The sequence below is a fragment of the Breznakibacter xylanolyticus genome, from assembly GCF_003254275.1.
In the GTDB taxonomy this organism is placed as follows: Bacteria; Bacteroidota; Bacteroidia; order Bacteroidales; family Marinilabiliaceae; genus Breznakibacter; species Breznakibacter xylanolyticus.
Genome location: NZ_QKZK01000017.1, coordinates 37,070 through 54,209 on the forward strand (window position 1 = coordinate 37,070; position 17,140 = coordinate 54,209).

12 protein-coding genes are annotated in these 17,140 nt (G+C 44.0%); 7 read left to right on the forward strand and 5 right to left on the reverse strand.

The genetic code is table 11. From position 1 onward, the window contains the following. The first annotated feature begins 423 nt into the window (after positions 1-423). The gene (locus LX69_RS10965; RefSeq protein ID WP_111446099.1) at positions 424-1,812 is read left to right on the forward strand and encodes an MATE family efflux transporter; all 1,389 of its coding nucleotides are present in this window, start codon (positions 424-426) and stop codon (positions 1,810-1,812) included. A 62-nt stretch (positions 1,813-1,874) separates the two neighbouring features. Here the strand turns inward: LX69_RS10965 and LX69_RS10970 are convergent, their stop codons facing one another. Next, a complete protein-coding gene (locus tag LX69_RS10970; protein ID WP_111446100.1) occupies positions 1,875-3,761 on the reverse strand; it encodes a DUF4114 domain-containing protein in 1,887 nt (628 codons plus the stop codon). A 324-nt stretch (positions 3,762-4,085) separates the two neighbouring features. On the opposite strand from LX69_RS10970, the gene LX69_RS10975 reads away from it, so the two are divergent. After that, entirely contained in the window at positions 4,086-5,444 is a 1,359-nt protein-coding gene (locus LX69_RS10975; RefSeq protein ID WP_111446129.1) for an MATE family efflux transporter, read from the forward strand. A gap of 54 nt (positions 5,445-5,498) precedes the next feature. Here the strand turns inward: LX69_RS10975 and LX69_RS10980 are convergent, their stop codons facing one another. Then, complete coding sequence (locus LX69_RS10980; protein WP_245934999.1) at positions 5,499-6,536, reverse strand: alkaline phosphatase; 1,038 nt, start codon at positions 6,534-6,536, stop codon at positions 5,499-5,501. 275 nt (positions 6,537-6,811) lie between these two features. Between LX69_RS10980 and LX69_RS10985 the strand changes: the two genes are divergently transcribed. The 5 genes from LX69_RS10985 (at position 6,812) to LX69_RS11005 (ending at position 12,239) form a co-directional block, all read left to right on the forward strand. Continuing rightward, positions 6,812-8,401, forward strand: a complete 1,590-nt coding sequence (locus LX69_RS10985; RefSeq protein ID WP_245935000.1) for a hypothetical protein — start codon at positions 6,812-6,814, stop codon at positions 8,399-8,401. 151 nt (positions 8,402-8,552) lie between these two features. After that, positions 8,553-9,746, forward strand: coding sequence for a saccharopine dehydrogenase family protein (locus LX69_RS10990; RefSeq protein WP_111446102.1), 1,194 nt, complete (start codon positions 8,553-8,555; stop codon positions 9,744-9,746). Between the two features lie 89 nt (positions 9,747-9,835). Then, positions 9,836-10,777: a substrate-binding domain-containing protein gene (locus tag LX69_RS10995; RefSeq protein ID WP_111446103.1), complete on the forward strand. Its 942-nt coding sequence runs from the start codon at positions 9,836-9,838 to the stop codon at positions 10,775-10,777. Positions 10,778-10,809: 32 nt separating this feature from the next. Next, entirely contained in the window at positions 10,810-11,952 is a 1,143-nt protein-coding gene (gene nspC / locus LX69_RS11000) for a carboxynorspermidine decarboxylase (RefSeq protein WP_111446104.1), read from the forward strand. Next, positions 11,949-12,239, forward strand: a complete 291-nt coding sequence (locus LX69_RS11005) for a hypothetical protein (protein ID WP_111446105.1) — start codon at positions 11,949-11,951, stop codon at positions 12,237-12,239. Before nspC ends, LX69_RS11005 begins: the two co-directional genes overlap by 4 nt. Before the next feature lie 121 nt (positions 12,240-12,360). On the opposite strand, the gene LX69_RS11010 is transcribed toward LX69_RS11005, so the two are convergent. The 3 genes from LX69_RS11010 to LX69_RS11020 all read right to left on the reverse strand — a co-directional run bounded on the left by LX69_RS11010 (position 12,361) and on the right by LX69_RS11020 (position 17,071). After that, on the reverse strand, positions 12,361-13,644 hold the full coding sequence (locus tag LX69_RS11010; RefSeq protein ID WP_111446106.1) for a metallophosphoesterase: 1,284 nt from the start codon (positions 13,642-13,644) through the stop codon (positions 12,361-12,363). A gap of 109 nt (positions 13,645-13,753) precedes the next feature. Then, positions 13,754-16,453: a PAS domain-containing sensor histidine kinase gene (locus LX69_RS11015; protein WP_111446107.1), complete on the reverse strand. Its 2,700-nt coding sequence runs from the start codon at positions 16,451-16,453 to the stop codon at positions 13,754-13,756. A 285-nt stretch (positions 16,454-16,738) separates the two neighbouring features. Next, positions 16,739-17,071 carry a hypothetical protein gene (locus LX69_RS11020; RefSeq protein ID WP_111446108.1) on the reverse strand — a complete coding sequence of 111 codons (333 nt, stop codon included), beginning with the start codon at positions 17,069-17,071 and terminating at the stop codon, positions 16,739-16,741. Between the last annotated feature and the right edge of the window lie 69 nt (positions 17,072-17,140).

A 17,140-nucleotide genomic window follows, 5' to 3' on the forward strand; every position in this document is an offset into this window, starting at 1 on the left:
AAACAACACACAGCTCATTTTCACATGATTAACACCAACCCAAAATAATTGTACCAATCACACCATTTAAGATTATTTAACACTCAAAACTATGGACAAAACCATCCGTTGTCGTATATTTGTTACATGAAAAAATGGAGAGTTTTTTCATAGGTTTAGTTAAGGTTAGGTTAAAAGGAAAAAGAGCAGACTTGTCTGCTCTTTTTTTAAATACATGCCCTTCACATTTCATCACTCGTTTTTTTTGCAAGTTCAAAAACTTGCTTCAAATATATTCTCATAAGTTTAGGGTTAGGCTTGGTTAAAGAGAAAGCTGCGATCGACAGGTCGTAGCTTTCTCTTTTTTTAACTCCGTTATTAAACGTTAATTAGGTCATTCCGGAAATCTTAATTCCTACTTTTGCAAGGTTTAAGAATATCCAAATGACACAGAGCCACTCTCTTCTGATTAAATCACTTGAAAACCACCCCATCTCATCACTCTTATGGAAAAATTTTCTTCCTGCATTCATTGGCGTAGTTGTAAACTCACTTTACAATGTCGTTGACCGAATATTCATCGGACAGGGTGTTGACGCCTTAGCCCTATCGGGTCTTAGTGCGGTGTTTCCTGTCATGATTATTCAAATGGCATTTGGGATGCTCATTGGCATGGGAGCCGGCGTACGCATCAGCATCAATTTGGGACAAAGAGATTACCATCGGGCAGAAAAGGTGCTCGGTAACGCCTTCGTCATGCTTTTATTGGTATCCCTAATTATCACCAGCCTGGGATTTGCCATCAAAGACCCCATGTTGCGCTTATTTGGCGTGAGTGATGCCACCTCAAAATACGCCAACGACTACCTGAATATTGTTTTATTCGGCTCAGTATTTAACGTGGTGGGATTCTCACTCAACAACCTTATCCGCTCCGAAGGCAATGCCCGAACAGCCATGGTTTCGATGATGATTAGCGCAGGTGCCAACATCCTTCTGGATCCCTTATTCATCTTTGTATTTAAGATGGGAGTACAAGGAGCTGCATTGGCCACTGTCATCTCACAGATGCTTCTGTGCGGCTGGGTACTGATTCATTTTCGCAGCACGCGATCAATCATTCGGCTTCGCCTGTCCAATTTCCGGCTTGATTCAAATATCGTTTGGTACATTATCAGCATCGGATTTGCCCCCTTTTCGATGCAACTAGCCTCAAGCATCGTGCAAGGGGCATACAATATGCAACTGACCAAATTTGGAGGAGACATTGCCGTGGGTGCCATGGGCATCATTAATAGCGTGAGCGTTTTTTTGGTCATGACCGTTATCGCCATCAACATGGCCGCACAACCCATTATCGGTTTCAACTACGGTGCCCGACATTACCGTCGGGTCAAAGAGACGCTTATCACAGGCATCAAAGCAGCCACACTCCTGTGCATTACCGGCTTGCTGATGATAGAAATATTTCCTGATCCCATCATCAAGGTCTTTAACCACGACAATTCTGAATTACTGGAGACCGGTCGAAATGGCATGCGTATCCTATTGGCAGCCATGCCATTGATTGGATTTCAAATCATCGCCGGTAATTTTTTCCAATCAACCGGCAAGGCCGGAGTTGCTGCACTGTTATCTCTATTGCGACAAGTCATCATATTACTACCGGCACTAATGATTCTTCCGCATTTCTTTAACATTCAAGGCGTTTGGCTAGCAGGGCCGGTTGCAGACACTCTTTCTGCAATCGTGGTGCTCTTTTTTTTATGGCGCGAAATCAAACGCCTCAATGTACACATCCGTTATGAAACGCGTCACCTTGAAAAACAATAAAGCACTGATAGTTAAAATCAAACCATCAGTGCTTATCAACTCATTTCATATTACGAAGAAACTTATTTCCGAGGAATATTATCAACATTAAAACATGAATTAGCTTTACCATCCCGGTTATCCTTAATGGTAAATATGATGTCGTTAAAATCCTTATCATTATAACTCAAGTCCGAATTCAGCACCACATCTTCAAGCGTCATTACCAGATCATTACAAGAACTTTCGATAAACAAGGTATGTTGTTGGTAATAATTTGTATTGAATTCATTATTTGTATAAAGTGTATACAGTCCATTTGCTACGCGACCGTTTTGCCACCCCTGAGCAATCAAAAAGAATCCTATAACAGTATTAGCAGGAAATTTCTCGGTTCCCAACCGCACCATATCACCAGTATTTAATCCACCTCCTTCATTAATCTTGGAAACGTTGGGATATACATAATGGCACTGAAGTTGATCAACGGTAGTCGGGGGATTATCGGCAGGATAAGCATAATAGCCAAATGTATTTTTCCAGCCTGCGCCTTCATCCACAAAGGTAATATACACATCCGTTTCTTGATTGATCAAAAGATTCGTTGTCACCTGATCGTCAAACAAATCCGCATGCGCCTTTTGATTATCGACATATTCGGGGAACATGTCGATGATACTGGAGTAAAGTGTTTCACAGGGTTTAGTAGGAATGATATCATCAGGCACCCCCTGATCAACACTAATGGCCAATATCTTTAAACCACCCGTTCCGGTAGCTACAAAAATCACGTCATCCTTTGATTCGACATAGTTAGCCGATTGAGCTTCGCCAAACTTCACGGCCCCCAACATCACAACTTCATCATCTAACGACTCAATCATCCCTCCAATATAAATACCGGCCTCACCATTGGCCATCAAAACCAGATCGCCATTTACAGAAACAGAATTAGTCACATAATTATTGCGATCTTTACCTTCAGGAACCAAAGGAGCTGCAATGTGCTGTTTTAAAGCTCCATCAGCATTCAACATCTTCATGCCATCATAATTGAGAGCAGCAAACACATATTTGTCGGTTGCATCAATACCGGATTTAGCTTCCGACTGCAAATCACCTGCCACAGGATAACTGCCAACCAACACATTATTGGCCAATTGATAATGCCCCACCGCCCCAGGCTGTCCGGTCAGTACAAACAAATCATTACATGTTAGAGCAATATCACGCACATCGGGCAACTTGTTTTCGTAGACTAAATTTAAATCATGGTTAAAATAACTCATCCCGCCATCAGAACCACTGGCCACAAAAACGCCACTGGAGCATACACCCACACCGGTACCCACATAAGATGAAACATCCACCATTTTATCGACACCGGTAATGGCATATTGATCATCCAGGGAAAGTACCTCTAAGAATGCCGGGGACTCGAACTCATAGCCCTTTTCATCAGGATTAGTAGCCCCTACAATGTAGATTTTTTTATTGTAATAATCCACAGCACTCACATCGGCATTGGGAAAAACGGCATGCCAAACAATTTGAGGATTGGTCACATCAGACACATCAAACACCTCGAGACCGCCCAAATACTTATCACCTTTTGTATTATAAGTGACGTAGGCATATTTGTCAACAATTTTCACATGTGTTGCTTGAAGTGTATGTCCCTCAAACTGAGGGGGAGCTACTTCGGCCACCAGCTTGAAAGCGTAGTTTTTGCGCAAGTCAACTTGTGCAATTTCAGAAGCACTCTTAAGCGTAGACGCTTCAATGGGCTCAACCCACATCAACTCATCTTGCATCGTAACACGGCGATTGAGTTCAGCACTATTACTCGTCACAATCAGATTACCAATCGTTTGCAAGTCTTCAGATTCTTCTTTTTCGTTCTTTTCGCATCCTGCTACGACTGCCAACAGGGACATAAATAGCAAACTGCGACACCATTTCGTTTTCATGATTGGGGTGTTTTTGATTTCTAAGTTATTAAATAAGGATACCAACTATTAAACAGCAAATTAAGAAGTTTTGAACACGTTAGCCCCCCTCTTTTTGACAAAAACAAAACAGCAACAGACGAAACTCTCATTTTATTACACTAACGCACATTCAAACACAACAAAACCTCCACAACCAAAGCCTATCAGCTGCAACAAACGCAACGATATACCCCAACCAGTTTTCAAGCCCAGAAAATTTGGGGGTTCAACAAAAAAGCCGTTGATTTGCACATCCCATCATTCAAACAACAACGCAGGGATCGCCCCATTGAATCGCCCGCCATGAAAGATTTAACGCAAGGACATGAAGGACGTCTGATTATCAAATTTGCCTTGCCTCTGGTTGTCGGGAACATGTTGCAACAAACCTACAACATTGTTGACAGCATCATTGTGGGACGTGTTTTGGGAAAAGAAGCCATTGCGGCCGTAGGGGCATCATTCCCGGTCATTTACACACTCATTGCCTTTACCATCGGCATCGGTAGCGGAGCCTCTGTAGTGGTATCGCAATATTTTGGCGCGCGGGAATACGAAAAGGTTAAAAGGGCAACCAGTACCATCTTTATCTTTCTGTTTTTTGCATCCATCATCGTCACACTGGTCAGCATTCTATTTAGTCGTCAGATATTTGAGATGCTCAACATTGAATCGCATGTATCGCCACTTGCCATTAAATACTTCAATATTTACATGAGTGGGATGGTGGCCTTTTTTGGATTTAATGGGATTTCATCGGTACTACGCGGAATGGGCGACAGCATGACCCCTCTGTGGTTTATGCTGATAGCAACCGTTTCGAACATCTTGCTGGATTTACTATTTGTCCTCGTCTTCAACTGGGGAATAGAAGGCGTCGCCTGGGCAACAGTCATCGCGCATGTGATCCCGTTTATATTGGGAGCCATCTACCTGACGCGTCGACATCAATTCATATCATTTCATCCGCGCAAAATGTGTTTCGATCGCTCTCTATTCAAGCAGAGTATGCGAATAGGGTTACCAACCGGTTTTCAACAAACCTTTGTGGCCTTTGGTATGACGGCACTGCTAAGGATTGTGACCAACTTTGACACTTCTGTTTTGGCAGCATACACCATTGCCGGACGTATTGACTCACTGGCGGGAATGCCAGCGCTGAACCTGTCGAGTGCCTTATCGTCGTTTGTGGGACAAAATTTGGGTGCCGGACGCATCGATCGCATCAAGAAAGGTTTTTGGGCCAGCCTCTACATGTCGTGGGGAATCAGTTTACTGGTGATGACGGTGGTGTTTATATGGGGTGAGCATCTGATTGCAGCGTTCAATCGCGACCCGATGGTCATCAAATATGGCACAGACTACCTGCACATTATTTCCAGCTTCTACATCATTTACTCGTCGATGTTCATCACTCACGGGGTATTGAGAGGGGCGGGCGACACCATCGTCCCGATGTTTGTCAGCCTCATTTCCCTTTGGATTGTGCGCATTCCGCTGGCCCTTTATTTGTCGCCCATCATGGGCGTGGACGGCATTTGGTGGTCAATCCCTATCGGATGGACCATTGGCTATGTACTCACTCAACTCTATTATCTTTCGGGGAGATGGAAACGCAAAGCCATCACCCGCAAGCAACAGCCCAACGTCATACAGGAGTAAAAAGAAATGCCGGAGGATGACTCACTCCGGCAACAAACTGACAAACAAGATCTTTTAAAATCCCCAGACCTCTTTCATCTTTAAAAAGATGTCGGTATTATGGTAAAATCCCATAAAACGCTCAGCTCCCGGACCAAAAGCAAACACAGGAACCATAACCCCGGAGTGATCTTCAGATGCAAAAACAGCCCTCACCCCCCCGGTTTCAAAATCCCCATTAATCAGACTCATAGCGCCCGTTTCGTGGTCTGCAGTAACGACGACCAGCGTGTTTTGATCCCTCAATGCAAATTCAAGAGCCTTACCGACAGCACGATCAAAATCGAGCATCTCATCGACCACATAAATCGCATCATTTTGATGGCCTCCCCAATCAATTTGAGAGCCTTCGACCATCAGAAAAAAGCCGGATGCATTTGAGCTCAACAATTCCGCCGATTTAGCCGTTGCCAAGGGCAAATAATCACCCCGCTCGGGATAGCGGGCAATATGCTCATCGGCCACCAATGCCGCCAAAGGGGTAGTTTTAGCCTCAATGGCGTCATTCAACGCATTCACAACCCGAAAACCCTTACTCGTAAGCTCATTCGAAAGATGACGACCATCAGCGCGCGATTCAAAATGCAAACGCCCTCCCCCCATGAAAACATCAATGCCAATACCGGTAAAAAAAGTGGCAATATCCTCGTAACTCCCCCGTGAAGGCACATGGGCAATGAACGAGGCGGGCGTAGCATGAGTAATTGCCGATGTTGAGACCAAACCGGTATGAAGACCTTTGCTGTCGGCAATTTCCAGAATTGTTGGAATCGTGTTGCCATTGACATCCACCCCTATAGCGCCATTGTTAGTTTTTTGGCCGGTAGCCAAAGCCGTTCCCCCGGCCGCAGAATCGGTCACATATTTATTAGCACTGTGGGTCATGATAAATCCAACATAAGGCATTTGTGTGATATTCAAGGCTCCCCTGTTAGCTGTGATTCCGGCATAAAGTTGACTCACCCCCATTCCGTCGCCAATGAGTAAAATGATATTCCGAGGTCGACTTCCCAAACCCGGCGCAAAACCGGAAAGATCAACGACTGGATGCATACTTCCACCCCGATATTCAGAAACTGGATGACTAAATTTATAATTTTCCTGTCCACACCCCAAAAAAGGGATCAACATCATTAAAAAAGCAAACAAACATGATTTCATTACAATAGGTTTATGATAATACAACAAATGTGCGACTTTCGTAAAACAATTCATAACAATGAGAGTTTAAAAAAGTCTTAATTTAGCCACGGCTAAAATTACACGAAGCGAAGCAATCACACATGAATAGAAGGTTAACAAATCAAACCACTGCGTTTTCAATCCTATTGATAACATTGATCAGCCAATTTACCACGGAAGCGAAGGGGCAACGATTTTCGATATACGAAAACCAGCAATTCCAGCCCTACGAAAAGGCCATTTACCAACCGGGGGCAAGATTTCACACATCCATCCGCAACTATCGGGTAGATGAACTGAAGCAAGTTGTCAACCTCGACTCCGTGCTATATGATGGCATGCGCATAAGGCATGATAAGCAAAGTTTTATTCGACGCCTGTTCAAAGGCCACGCACTGCAATGGGAAACCAATGCATACACCATTCACGTCAACCCGTTATTCAACATAGAGCCGGGAAAAGAATCCATAGAAGGGAAAAGTACATTTGTGAATACGCGAGGCTTATACATTGATGGGACCATCGGAAAAAACATTGCATTTTATACCGATTTTGTTGAAAACCAAGCTTCCTTCCCAAAATACATTGATGACTACATTCGCTTACGAAATGTTATTCCCGGTCAAGGACGTGCCAAACGACAAAACTACGACCCAAAGAGTCAAGTGCTCGACTTTTCACAAGCCACCGGATATGTCTCGATGGATGCCGGTCAACACTTCAACTTTCAACTGGGTCACGGGAAAAATTTTATTGGCGATGGATATCGATCCATGCTCCTTTCGGATGTGGCTTACAGCTATCCATATTTGAAGCTGACAACCAACTTTGGTAACGTGAAATACCAAATGATGTGGAGCTCAATGACCCATTTGGAACGAGAAGGTAGTGGCGACACCCGTTACCCGGTTAAATATGCCGTAATTCATTATCTCGATTGGAACGTGGGAAAACGACTGAGTCTCGGACTTTTTGAAGCCGTCACATGGGCCGACATGGATACATTGGGACAAAAAAGAGGATTCGACTGGCATTATGCCAATCCCTTCATCTTTTTTCGCCCGGTAGAATACAGCGTGGGGTCGCCCGACAATGTTTCATTGGGTTTGAACACCAAATGGATTGTAGCCAAATGGCTCACCCTATATGGGCAACTTGTTTTGGACGAATTTAAAGCCGATGAAATGTTTTCGGGGAACAAATGGTGGGCTAACAAACAAGGTTTTCAAATAGGATTGAAAACGTTCGACCTGTTTGGAATTCGTAATCTTCGCTGGCAAGCCGAATTCAACCAAGCCCGCCCCTACTTATACTCCTATTATCAGCCCATTCAGAATTATGGGCATTACAACCAGGAACTGGCACACCCAATGGGAGCTAACTTTAGGGAATTCAACACGGTGATGAACTACCGCTATCATCGATGGAACCTTAGAGTACAGGCCGTCAGCGCCATGTACGGCAACGACACACAGGACATTAATTATGGACACAACATATTCCTTCCCAACAAGGATCGACCGTATGATTATGGACATGAAATCGGTCAAGGAATAAAAACCCGATTGACAGTGGGAGATATCTCGCTGTCATTTATGGTCAATCCTCGAAACAATTTCAATGTATCAGCAGGTTATCGGGTTCGTCGTGAAAGCACCGACACACAAGAACTCGACACAAAATTCCTTTGGTTTGGCATACGTACATCTCTTAAAAACCTCTACTACGACTTTTAAATAAGCCTCTGAAGAATTCAATAGAACCAAGCAAAAGGTATCAACAGTCAACAGAACCGACGACAATGTATTGGCAATATTCCCAAAAATTTCATTCCTTTGCCAAGTAAAAAGTAATTAGGAACAACAAGCTAAAAGCACAAAGAACAAGATGGGTAAAGTTTTAGTTATTGGAGCCGGCGGTGTAGGAACCGTTGTGGTTCACAAGATGGCCGGATTACCGGAAGTGTTCACCGACATCATGTTGGCCAGCCGCACCAAAAGCAAGTGCGATGCCATTGCAGCTAAAATAGGCGGAAACAGAATTCAAACCGCACAAGTGGATGCTGATAATGTGCCCGAACTGGTGGCATTGATCAACAGCTTTCGCCCCGACCTGGTGGTCAACGTGGCCTTGCCCTATCAGGATTTGACCATCATGGACGCCTGTCTGGAGACCGGAGTGGCCTATCTGGACACTGCCAATTACGAACCCAAAGACGAAGCTAAATTTGAATACAAATGGCAATGGGCTTATGCCGACCGCTTTAAACAAGCCGGCATTACCGCCATTTTGGGCTGCGGCTTTGACCCTGGTGTCACCAGCGTTTACACGGCCTATGCTGCCAAACACCACTTTGATGAGATTCAATATCTTGACATTGTCGATTGCAACGCTGGCGATCACGGCAAAGCATTTGCCACCAACTTCAATCCCGAGATCAATATCCGAGAAGTAACCCAACGCGGTAAATACTGGGAAAACGGGAAATGGATCGAAACCGAGCCACACGAAATTCATAAACCCCTGAACTATCCGGAAATCGGCCCGAAAGAATCGTATCTGATTTATCACGAAGAACTGGAATCACTGGTCAAGAACTTCCCCACGCTGAAACGTGCCCGTTTTTGGATGACTTTTGGGCAAGAATATCTCACACACCTTCGAGTGATCCAAAACATCGGAATGGCCGGCATTGACCCCATCATTTATAATGGCGTTGAAATTGTCCCCATTCAGTTCCTGAAAGCCGTGTTACCCAACCCCGGCGATCTGGGCGAAAACTACAAAGGATGGACATCTATCGGATGTCGCATCAAAGGACTGAAAGACGGAAAAGAAAAAAGCTATTACGTCTATAACAACTGTAGCCACGAAGTTGCCTTTAAGGAAACCGGCACACAGGCTGTCAGCTACACCACGGGGGTACCTTGTATGATTGGCGCCATGATGTATCTCAAAGGTATCTGGAAAAACCCCGGCGTACACAACGTTGAAGAGTTTAATCCCGATCCGTTTATGGAAGAACTCAACAAACACGGATTACCTTGGGTAGAACAACACAACGTAGATCTCGAACTGTAACCAACGCGTTAGCATCTAATATAAAGGCATGAAGAGATTCTCTTTATGCCTTTTTTCAACCAACCCGACACCGACTAATAAAATGGCTTATGAAAAGAAACATTCTCCTCCGCATCCCACTTCTTTTTACGTTGGCACTCGTGTTGTTAAGTGCCTGCCGACAACACAAAATGAAAGTAGGCATCCTTTATGCGGGAAACAATTTTCAGGCCGACTGCGACGAGATAACGCGTATCTTGAAAGAGCAACACGTGCAAGTGATTTCAGCCAACGCCCAGCTCGACATGAGCAAACAAATAGAACAAGCCCGGCAAATGATCGACAAGAAACAAGCAGACGTAATGCTCATCATCCCCGTCAACACCAATGCTTCAGCCGAAATCGTGCGCTTATGCAAAGATGCCGACATTAAAACAGTGGCCTATGAGCGCTTTATTTCCAATTGCGACCTGGACTACTACATAGCCTTTGACAACATTTACGTAGGGGAATTGCTGGCACAAAGTGCACTTTTGCATCATTCGTCCGGACGGTTTGCCATCATTAACGGCGACAAGTCCGATCGCAACGCCCAATGGGTGTACCAAGGTTTTATGAAAACACTTGAACCTCACATCCAATCGGGGGATATTGAAGTCGTTTACAACACCTTTATTGATGAATGGAGCCAGGATTTTGCTCAATTCGAATTTGACCAGTATCTCGGCTCCGGGATGTCGGCACCTGACGTATTCCTGTCGGCTCACAACAGAATGAGCAACGGCATTATTCAAATGCTTGAAAAATATGGCATCACCGAAACCCCCATCATCACGGGGCAGGTTGCCGATACTCCAGAAGGACGAAACGCTTGGAACCCCAGACAACAAATCGCTCTGTTTAAGTCGTACGCCATTGAAAGCAAAGCAGCAGCCGAACTGGTTCTAAAAATCCTCAAACACGAGAAAATCAACATTGACCGTCACGTCCACAACGGGTTTAAAGAAATCCCGGCCATCGTCATCAAAGACATGAGTTTGGAAACACATTGAATTTTTAAACGATAACACACAACACTGCATCAATGCCCATCGAACTATCGCAAATTCCTTCCCCCTGCTACGTCCTGGACGAACAATTGCTTCGCAACAATTTAGCACTCATTAAATCAGTAAAAGAACGAGCCGGAGTAGATATTATCCTGGCATTTAAAGCCTTTTCGATGTGGAGTGCATTTCCAATTGTTCGGGAATACATCCCATACTCAACGGCCAGTTCAATTCACGAAGCCCGTCTGGCATACGAAGAGATGGGCACACTTGCTCACACCTATTCTCCGGCCTACACCGAAAAGGAATTTCCACTTATTCTAAAATACAGCAGCCATATCACGTTTAATTCGTTCACACAATTCGAACGGTTCCTGCCTATGGTGAAGGCATTTGAACGACCTGTATCACTGGGCATTCGCATCAATCCCGAATACAGTGAAGTGGACACGGATTTATATAACCCCTGTGCTCCCGGATCACGCATGGGGGTGATTGCCGATCAGATGCCGGAAACCCTTCCCAAAGAAATCGAGGGCATTCATTTTCATTCTTTATGCGAGTCCACCTCATTCAACCTCGAAAAAACCCTCGAGGCCATCGAAAAAAAATTTGCCCCTTACCTACGTCAAGTCAAGTGGATCAACATGGGAGGCGGCCATCTGATGACACGAAAAGGTTATGACACCGATCATTTGGTGCAGATATTAAAACAGTTCAAAGAAAAATGGGATTTAGAAATCATCATGGAGCCCGGAAGTGCCTTTGCATGGGAAACCGGAATTTTGGTATCACAAGTGGTAGACATTGTTGAAAACCATGGCATCCGCACAGCCATCCTTGATGTATCGTTTACGGCACACATGCCTGATTGCCTCGAAATGCCTTACAAGCCTCGCATCCGGGGAGCACATCACGAACCTGTTTCGGGAAAACCAACTTACCGAATGGGGGGAAACAGCTGCCTGTCGGGTGATTTCATCGGATTTTGGTCGTTTGACGAAGAACTGAAAATAGGTGATCAGATTGTATTTGAAGACATGATTCATTACACAATGGTGAAAACCACCATGTTTAACGGCGTGCCCCACCCACACATCGCCATCTGGAACGACCATCTCGGATTAAAAATAGTCAGAACTTTTGGCTATGAAGATTATAAAAACCGAATGTCATGAACGATATCCCGTCATTTAAAATGCCGACCCTCAACGACAAGTTGGGGGTTCCCAATCAGATCACACTCGAAATGCTCGGCCCTGAACATGTGGCCTTCGTAAAAATTATCAAGTCGCGCATCATTAGCAAAGATGCCCAAAAAATTGTCGATTGGTCCACCATCATTCGCCAAAAAGAACCAAACATGCAAATCAGCCTGATTTGCACCAGTAACATCTGCTCAAAATCGGTCAAACTGCTAGCCGATCATCAGATAGAAATACTTATTGACGAAGAAGGAGCATAAACGCAAAATATCCTGCAGTCCGGATATTATTGCCATCCAACACATGAAATTAGTTCCCAAACAAAAATCAGAAGAGCAAAATAGGTATCCCTTCTTGAGTCTTGAAACTTAGGAAGGGATACTAATTAATTGAGTGAACTTTTCGAAGCTCTAAAACAGTAATTTCGGGCAACATGCCAATTCGTGTGGGCATGCCCAATACGCCCAGACCACGGTTGACAAACAAGTATTGGTCATGATGGCGATAAAGGCCGTCCCAATGACGGAATTTCCACTTAGCGGGGCTCCAGGTTAGCCCCTTGTAATCAATCCCCATTTGCATGCCATGCGTATGACCGGCAAGAGTCAATGCATAATCGGTGCAATTAATCACCTCCGACTCCCAATGAGTGGGGTCGTGACTCAAAAGAATTTTAAAATCAATAGATTCAATTCCCCTTGAGGCTTTTTGCAAATCTCCGGTGTTACCGTGACGCGAAGGATTGCCCCAGTATTCCACCCCTGCTAACGCAATGGTTTCATCGTTACGATGCAACAACACGTGCTGGTTCCGCAACAAGGTGAAGCCAAGTCGTTCATTGGCCTTGACAATTTCATCGAAATTATGCTGTCGTGATGCTTCATTTCTCCAACGAGAATAGTGCCCATAATCATGATTCCCTAAAATGGCATATTTCCCAATGGTGGCACGCAACTGTCTTAAAATTGGTTCAAAGCCTAAGGTCTCCTGATAGAAATTATTCACCAAATCGCCTGTAAACACAATCAGGTGGGGGTTTTCGCGATTAATCATTTCAACAGCTTTTTGAAGTGCTGCTTCGTTGCCCTTAAAACTACCTAAATGTAAATCAGAAATATGTACAATGCGCAGCCCGTTAAAAGCCTTTGGCAGATGTTTGAACGAAAGTTCCTGATAGCGTGTGGTGAAATTGAATCGCCCTTTAAATGAGCCAAAAAGAATTGATGCCACAGGGGCAGAAGCAAAAATAATACCCATTTGGCTAAGAAATTTTTTCCGCGACATACGTGGGTATGGTACTTTGCCAGAACTGTTGGATATAACAACCTCTTTGACCTCCGACAGAGCCTCCCCCCCTGATCGGATTGCCCCAATGGATAAACCAACCAATGAAAACAAACGCGGAATATATAACAGGGTAAAAGAGATGGTCATCCACCCAAAAGAACGGTAAATATCTGGTGAAGATGCCACCGGAATGGCAAAAAAATAGTAACTAAACAATCCGATGTAGGTCACCGGTACCAAATAGTTCCACCCCATCTTCAGCCATGCAACAAACTGATAGCGATGATCTTTATCTGCAGGAAGCAACATCAGACGACTGATATCAATCAACAAAATAGCTACGACCGCCACCAATAAACCTTGCCAAGAAAAATTCATCTTCGAAAACGGGAATTAGTCATTGAAATAAAAAAACACCACCAAAGCACAACACTTGTTACGGGATTGGAGCATGATGGTTTTGTAATAAAGAAAGACACAACGAATTTTAACATTCCTTCAGATTTCCAATCATGGCACCTTTATCGCGAGATTGCGGCCCCACCACCGGATGCAGGGGCAACGTGACATAAAAGGTGCTACCCTCGTTCAATGCACTTTCAACCCATATTTTTCCACCTTGCTTTTCAACAAACTCTTTACAAAGCATCAAACCCAAGCCGGTTCCCTGTTCTCCCTGGGTTCCAGGATGTGATGCCTGCTGACCGATTTTAAAAAGTTTATCCTTCACCTCCGGAGTCATTCCCGTCCCTTGATCGGCAATGGCCAGCACAACCTTATCACCATAGCGACTGTCGAAAAACGTCTTGATTTCAACCGCACTCCCCGGATGGCTAAACTTAACTGCATTGGTTAATAAATTCCGTATAACAATGGATAACATAGCCTGATCGGCCAGTACATCAATCTGACGATCACACAAGTTAACGAGGGCGATATTTTTTTGAATAATACCACTACTCAGCAACTGGATGGTGTCATCAACCATGTGTAACAACGAAAGCATTACCGGATTAAAAGTAAGCTTATTACATTGCGAACGCGACCAGGTTAATAAATTCTCCAATAAAAGATAAGTCCGCGAAGAATTTTCGTAAAGAAGCTGTATTAATTCTGTCGTGGTAGATTCATCATACTCGCGATAGTTCTTATGCAACAATTCAGTCAGGCTGAACAGGTTTGCCAAAGGACTCCGAAGATCATGAGCGATAATTGAAAAAAACTTATCCTTGGTCGCATTCAACTCACTCATTTTTTCATAGGATCGAATCAATTCCCGATCCTTTTTAATCTTCTCAGTGATGTCCTCAAAAGTGGCTATCATCCCAAAGAATTCGCCGTCACGCATGATTGGCGCTGCATTGACTGACAGACAAAGCTGATGGCCATTGTCCAACACAATCATGTGCTCACACCCATGAATGGGTTTACGCAACTGCCTCACCTGCATAAATGGTAAAGCAGCGGCAGACATGGGTTTGCCATCTTTGGTTCGAAACTGCCACTTGGGCAACTGATAAGCATAAGGCGAAGCACTATTTCGCGAAAGCCCCAACATCCGTTCGGCCTTATAATTGGCAAAGGTGATTTTCCCCCGTGCATTGGTCGTAATGATCCCCACGGGGCTGGTTTGGTTGATGGTTCGATTATAATCAAGCGCTTCAATTAAAGCGACCTCATTTTTCTTTTTTGCAGTGATATCCTGCACCACAGCCACCAAATATACCGGCGTTCGCTCAGTGGCAGGAATCATCGACAAAGAAAGGTTAACCCATACAATGCTACCATCCTTTTTCATCAAACGTTTTTCAACGTATCCCGGAACCTGATTGTCAATCAGACATGACAGTAACGATTGATGGCATAATACCTCAGACTCACAAATAGCCAGATCACACAACAAAAAACCATTCAACTCATCCACCTCATAATCGAGTAACTGACTGAAAGCACTATTTGACAACAAAATGCGTCCATGCTCATCGGCAAAAGCAATCCCAGCGATGGCGTTATCAAAAATACCTCTAAACCGTTCTTCACTGTCCCTGACCTGTTTCTCGTGACGAATCCGGTCTGTCAAATCAGTCAGCGTGGCCACCCGAAAATTTTCATCGTTGATGACCATATTTTTCACAGTTAACTCCGACACAAAATGCGAACCATCCTTCCGTAAAACCAACACTTCATAGGTACCATTATAGCCCGACTGCATATTATGAAGCACCATCGGCTTGCTGTCGGGATGAATAAAATCAAGCACCGCCTTGCCTTTAAACTCCTCGTCGGTCAAGCCAATCATTCGCTGCAACGCAGGATTGATGTCAACCACATAGCCATTTCGATGAATGAGCACTCCCTGGTTGGTCACCTCGGTGAGTATTTTGTAGCGCATTTCACTTGCCAACAACGCTTCTTCAGCATTCAGTTGCGCTTTCCACGCGTTCATACGCTCCTCTATGTCACGAGTAATGATAATCGTTCGTAAAGGGCTTTGTGCTGTGGCCGGAGCAATCTGCATACTAGATTCCACCCAAACGTAATGGCCGTTTTTGTGTCGAAATCGATAATTGGTGGGTAAAACACTGCCCTTTTTTATCAACATCTGATAATTACGCACCATGCGCTCCTGATCATCCGGATGAATAAAATCATAGGGACGATCACCGGCCAATTCGTCATGATGGTACCCCAAAATGCGGGTAATGGCCGGCGAAGTATATAAAAAAGCACCTTCATGATCGAGTAGTGCTAAAAAATCATTGGAATTATCGGCCAACAATTGAAATTGCGACAATTCAGGATCCGGATGAACAACAATCGGAACCAATGGAAAAAGCAGCCCTACGTAATAAGTCTCACCATGAAGAACTACCGGAGATAAAAACAACTCATACTGCTGATTAACAAAGGATTTCACAAACGAACGCACCACCACTTTTAGAGCACGCTTTACCGCAAATGACTCCCGAATGCTCTGCACTTCCCGTAACGGCACATCAAAAACCAGTTCCAAGGGTGTTTTGCCGATCTCAATCCCCCCATTATGAAACATCTTCAAAAAAGCACTGTTGTAACACTCCACCTGCCCGCTGGAACCAATAAGCAGAGCCGGAGTATCCATGTATTGATACATCTGTTCAAAAACCTGCTTGGAACTTAACTGCGGAGAGGGTATTGAATGCATCATGAAATTGGGTCAATTGTCGGTGATTATTTGTTTTTAAATTCTTTAAATGGCCTTTTTCTTGATCAAAAAACAGCATTTATAAGGCTTGGTTTTTCGTTATACCCGATAACGCCATGAATGTGACAATTATTTTTGCGAATGGTACATTTCTATTGATGAAATTGAAATTTTAAGGTGTGGCCGACCTTTCTATTCCCATTTTGGGCTCATCGCCGACACATAAAAAAAGCCGGAGCGTTACTGAGGGTAACTTCCGGCTTACTTATTTTTTGACAAAGAAAAAAATCAACTATTCCCCCTCGCTAAAAAACAAAACCCTAAAACAGACAACGGCAAATGAGCCATTACTTTATCAACACCCACGCCAGTCCAAAACATGAGAAACGTCGATATCCCGAATATAAAAAAACCGGCAATCATAGTCATGGCATGTTTTTTTACAAAACCACCAACAAATAAAACCATCGCCATGACCACCATTGCCAACACTAAATAATAATAAATGCCATTAAAGGAAAAGGAAATAAAGGTGTCAAAATACTTTTGATAAACCAGCACCAAAACAAAAATGCGCAACAACCAGGTCGCAGCCGGAATAAAACTTTTAATTGGGTTCATTGCTATGAATGTTTATACTTAAATGAATCGCAAAAATAACAAAAACATTGGGCTTGTCTTGCCAACTGC

Excerpts from the sequence above, each read along its gene's own strand:
- LX69_RS10975 (WP_111446129.1), top strand. The coding sequence starts at position 4,086 with ATGAAAGATTTAACGCAAGGACATGAAGGACGTCTGATTATCAAATTT.
- LX69_RS10990 (WP_111446102.1), top strand. The coding sequence starts at position 8,553 with ATGGGTAAAGTTTTAGTTATTGGAGCCGGCGGTGTAGGAACCGTTGTG.
- nspC (WP_111446104.1), top strand. The coding sequence starts at position 10,810 with ATGCCCATCGAACTATCGCAAATTCCTTCCCCCTGCTACGTCCTGGAC.
- LX69_RS10995 (WP_111446103.1), top strand. The coding sequence starts at position 9,836 with ATGAAAAGAAACATTCTCCTCCGCATCCCACTTCTTTTTACGTTGGCA.
- LX69_RS11020 (WP_111446108.1), bottom strand. The coding sequence starts at position 17,071 with ATGAACCCAATTAAAAGTTTTATTCCGGCTGCGACCTGGTTGTTGCGC.
- LX69_RS11005 (WP_111446105.1), top strand. The coding sequence starts at position 11,949 with ATGAACGATATCCCGTCATTTAAAATGCCGACCCTCAACGACAAGTTG.
- LX69_RS11015 (WP_111446107.1), bottom strand. The coding sequence starts at position 16,453 with ATGATGCATTCAATACCCTCTCCGCAGTTAAGTTCCAAGCAGGTTTTT.
- LX69_RS10965 (WP_111446099.1), top strand. The coding sequence starts at position 424 with ATGACACAGAGCCACTCTCTTCTGATTAAATCACTTGAAAACCACCCC.
- LX69_RS11010 (WP_111446106.1), bottom strand. The coding sequence starts at position 13,644 with ATGAATTTTTCTTGGCAAGGTTTATTGGTGGCGGTCGTAGCTATTTTG.
- LX69_RS10980 (WP_245934999.1), bottom strand. The coding sequence starts at position 6,536 with ATGCATCCAGTCGTTGATCTTTCCGGTTTTGCGCCGGGTTTGGGAAGT.
- LX69_RS10970 (WP_111446100.1), bottom strand. The coding sequence starts at position 3,761 with ATGAAAACGAAATGGTGTCGCAGTTTGCTATTTATGTCCCTGTTGGCA.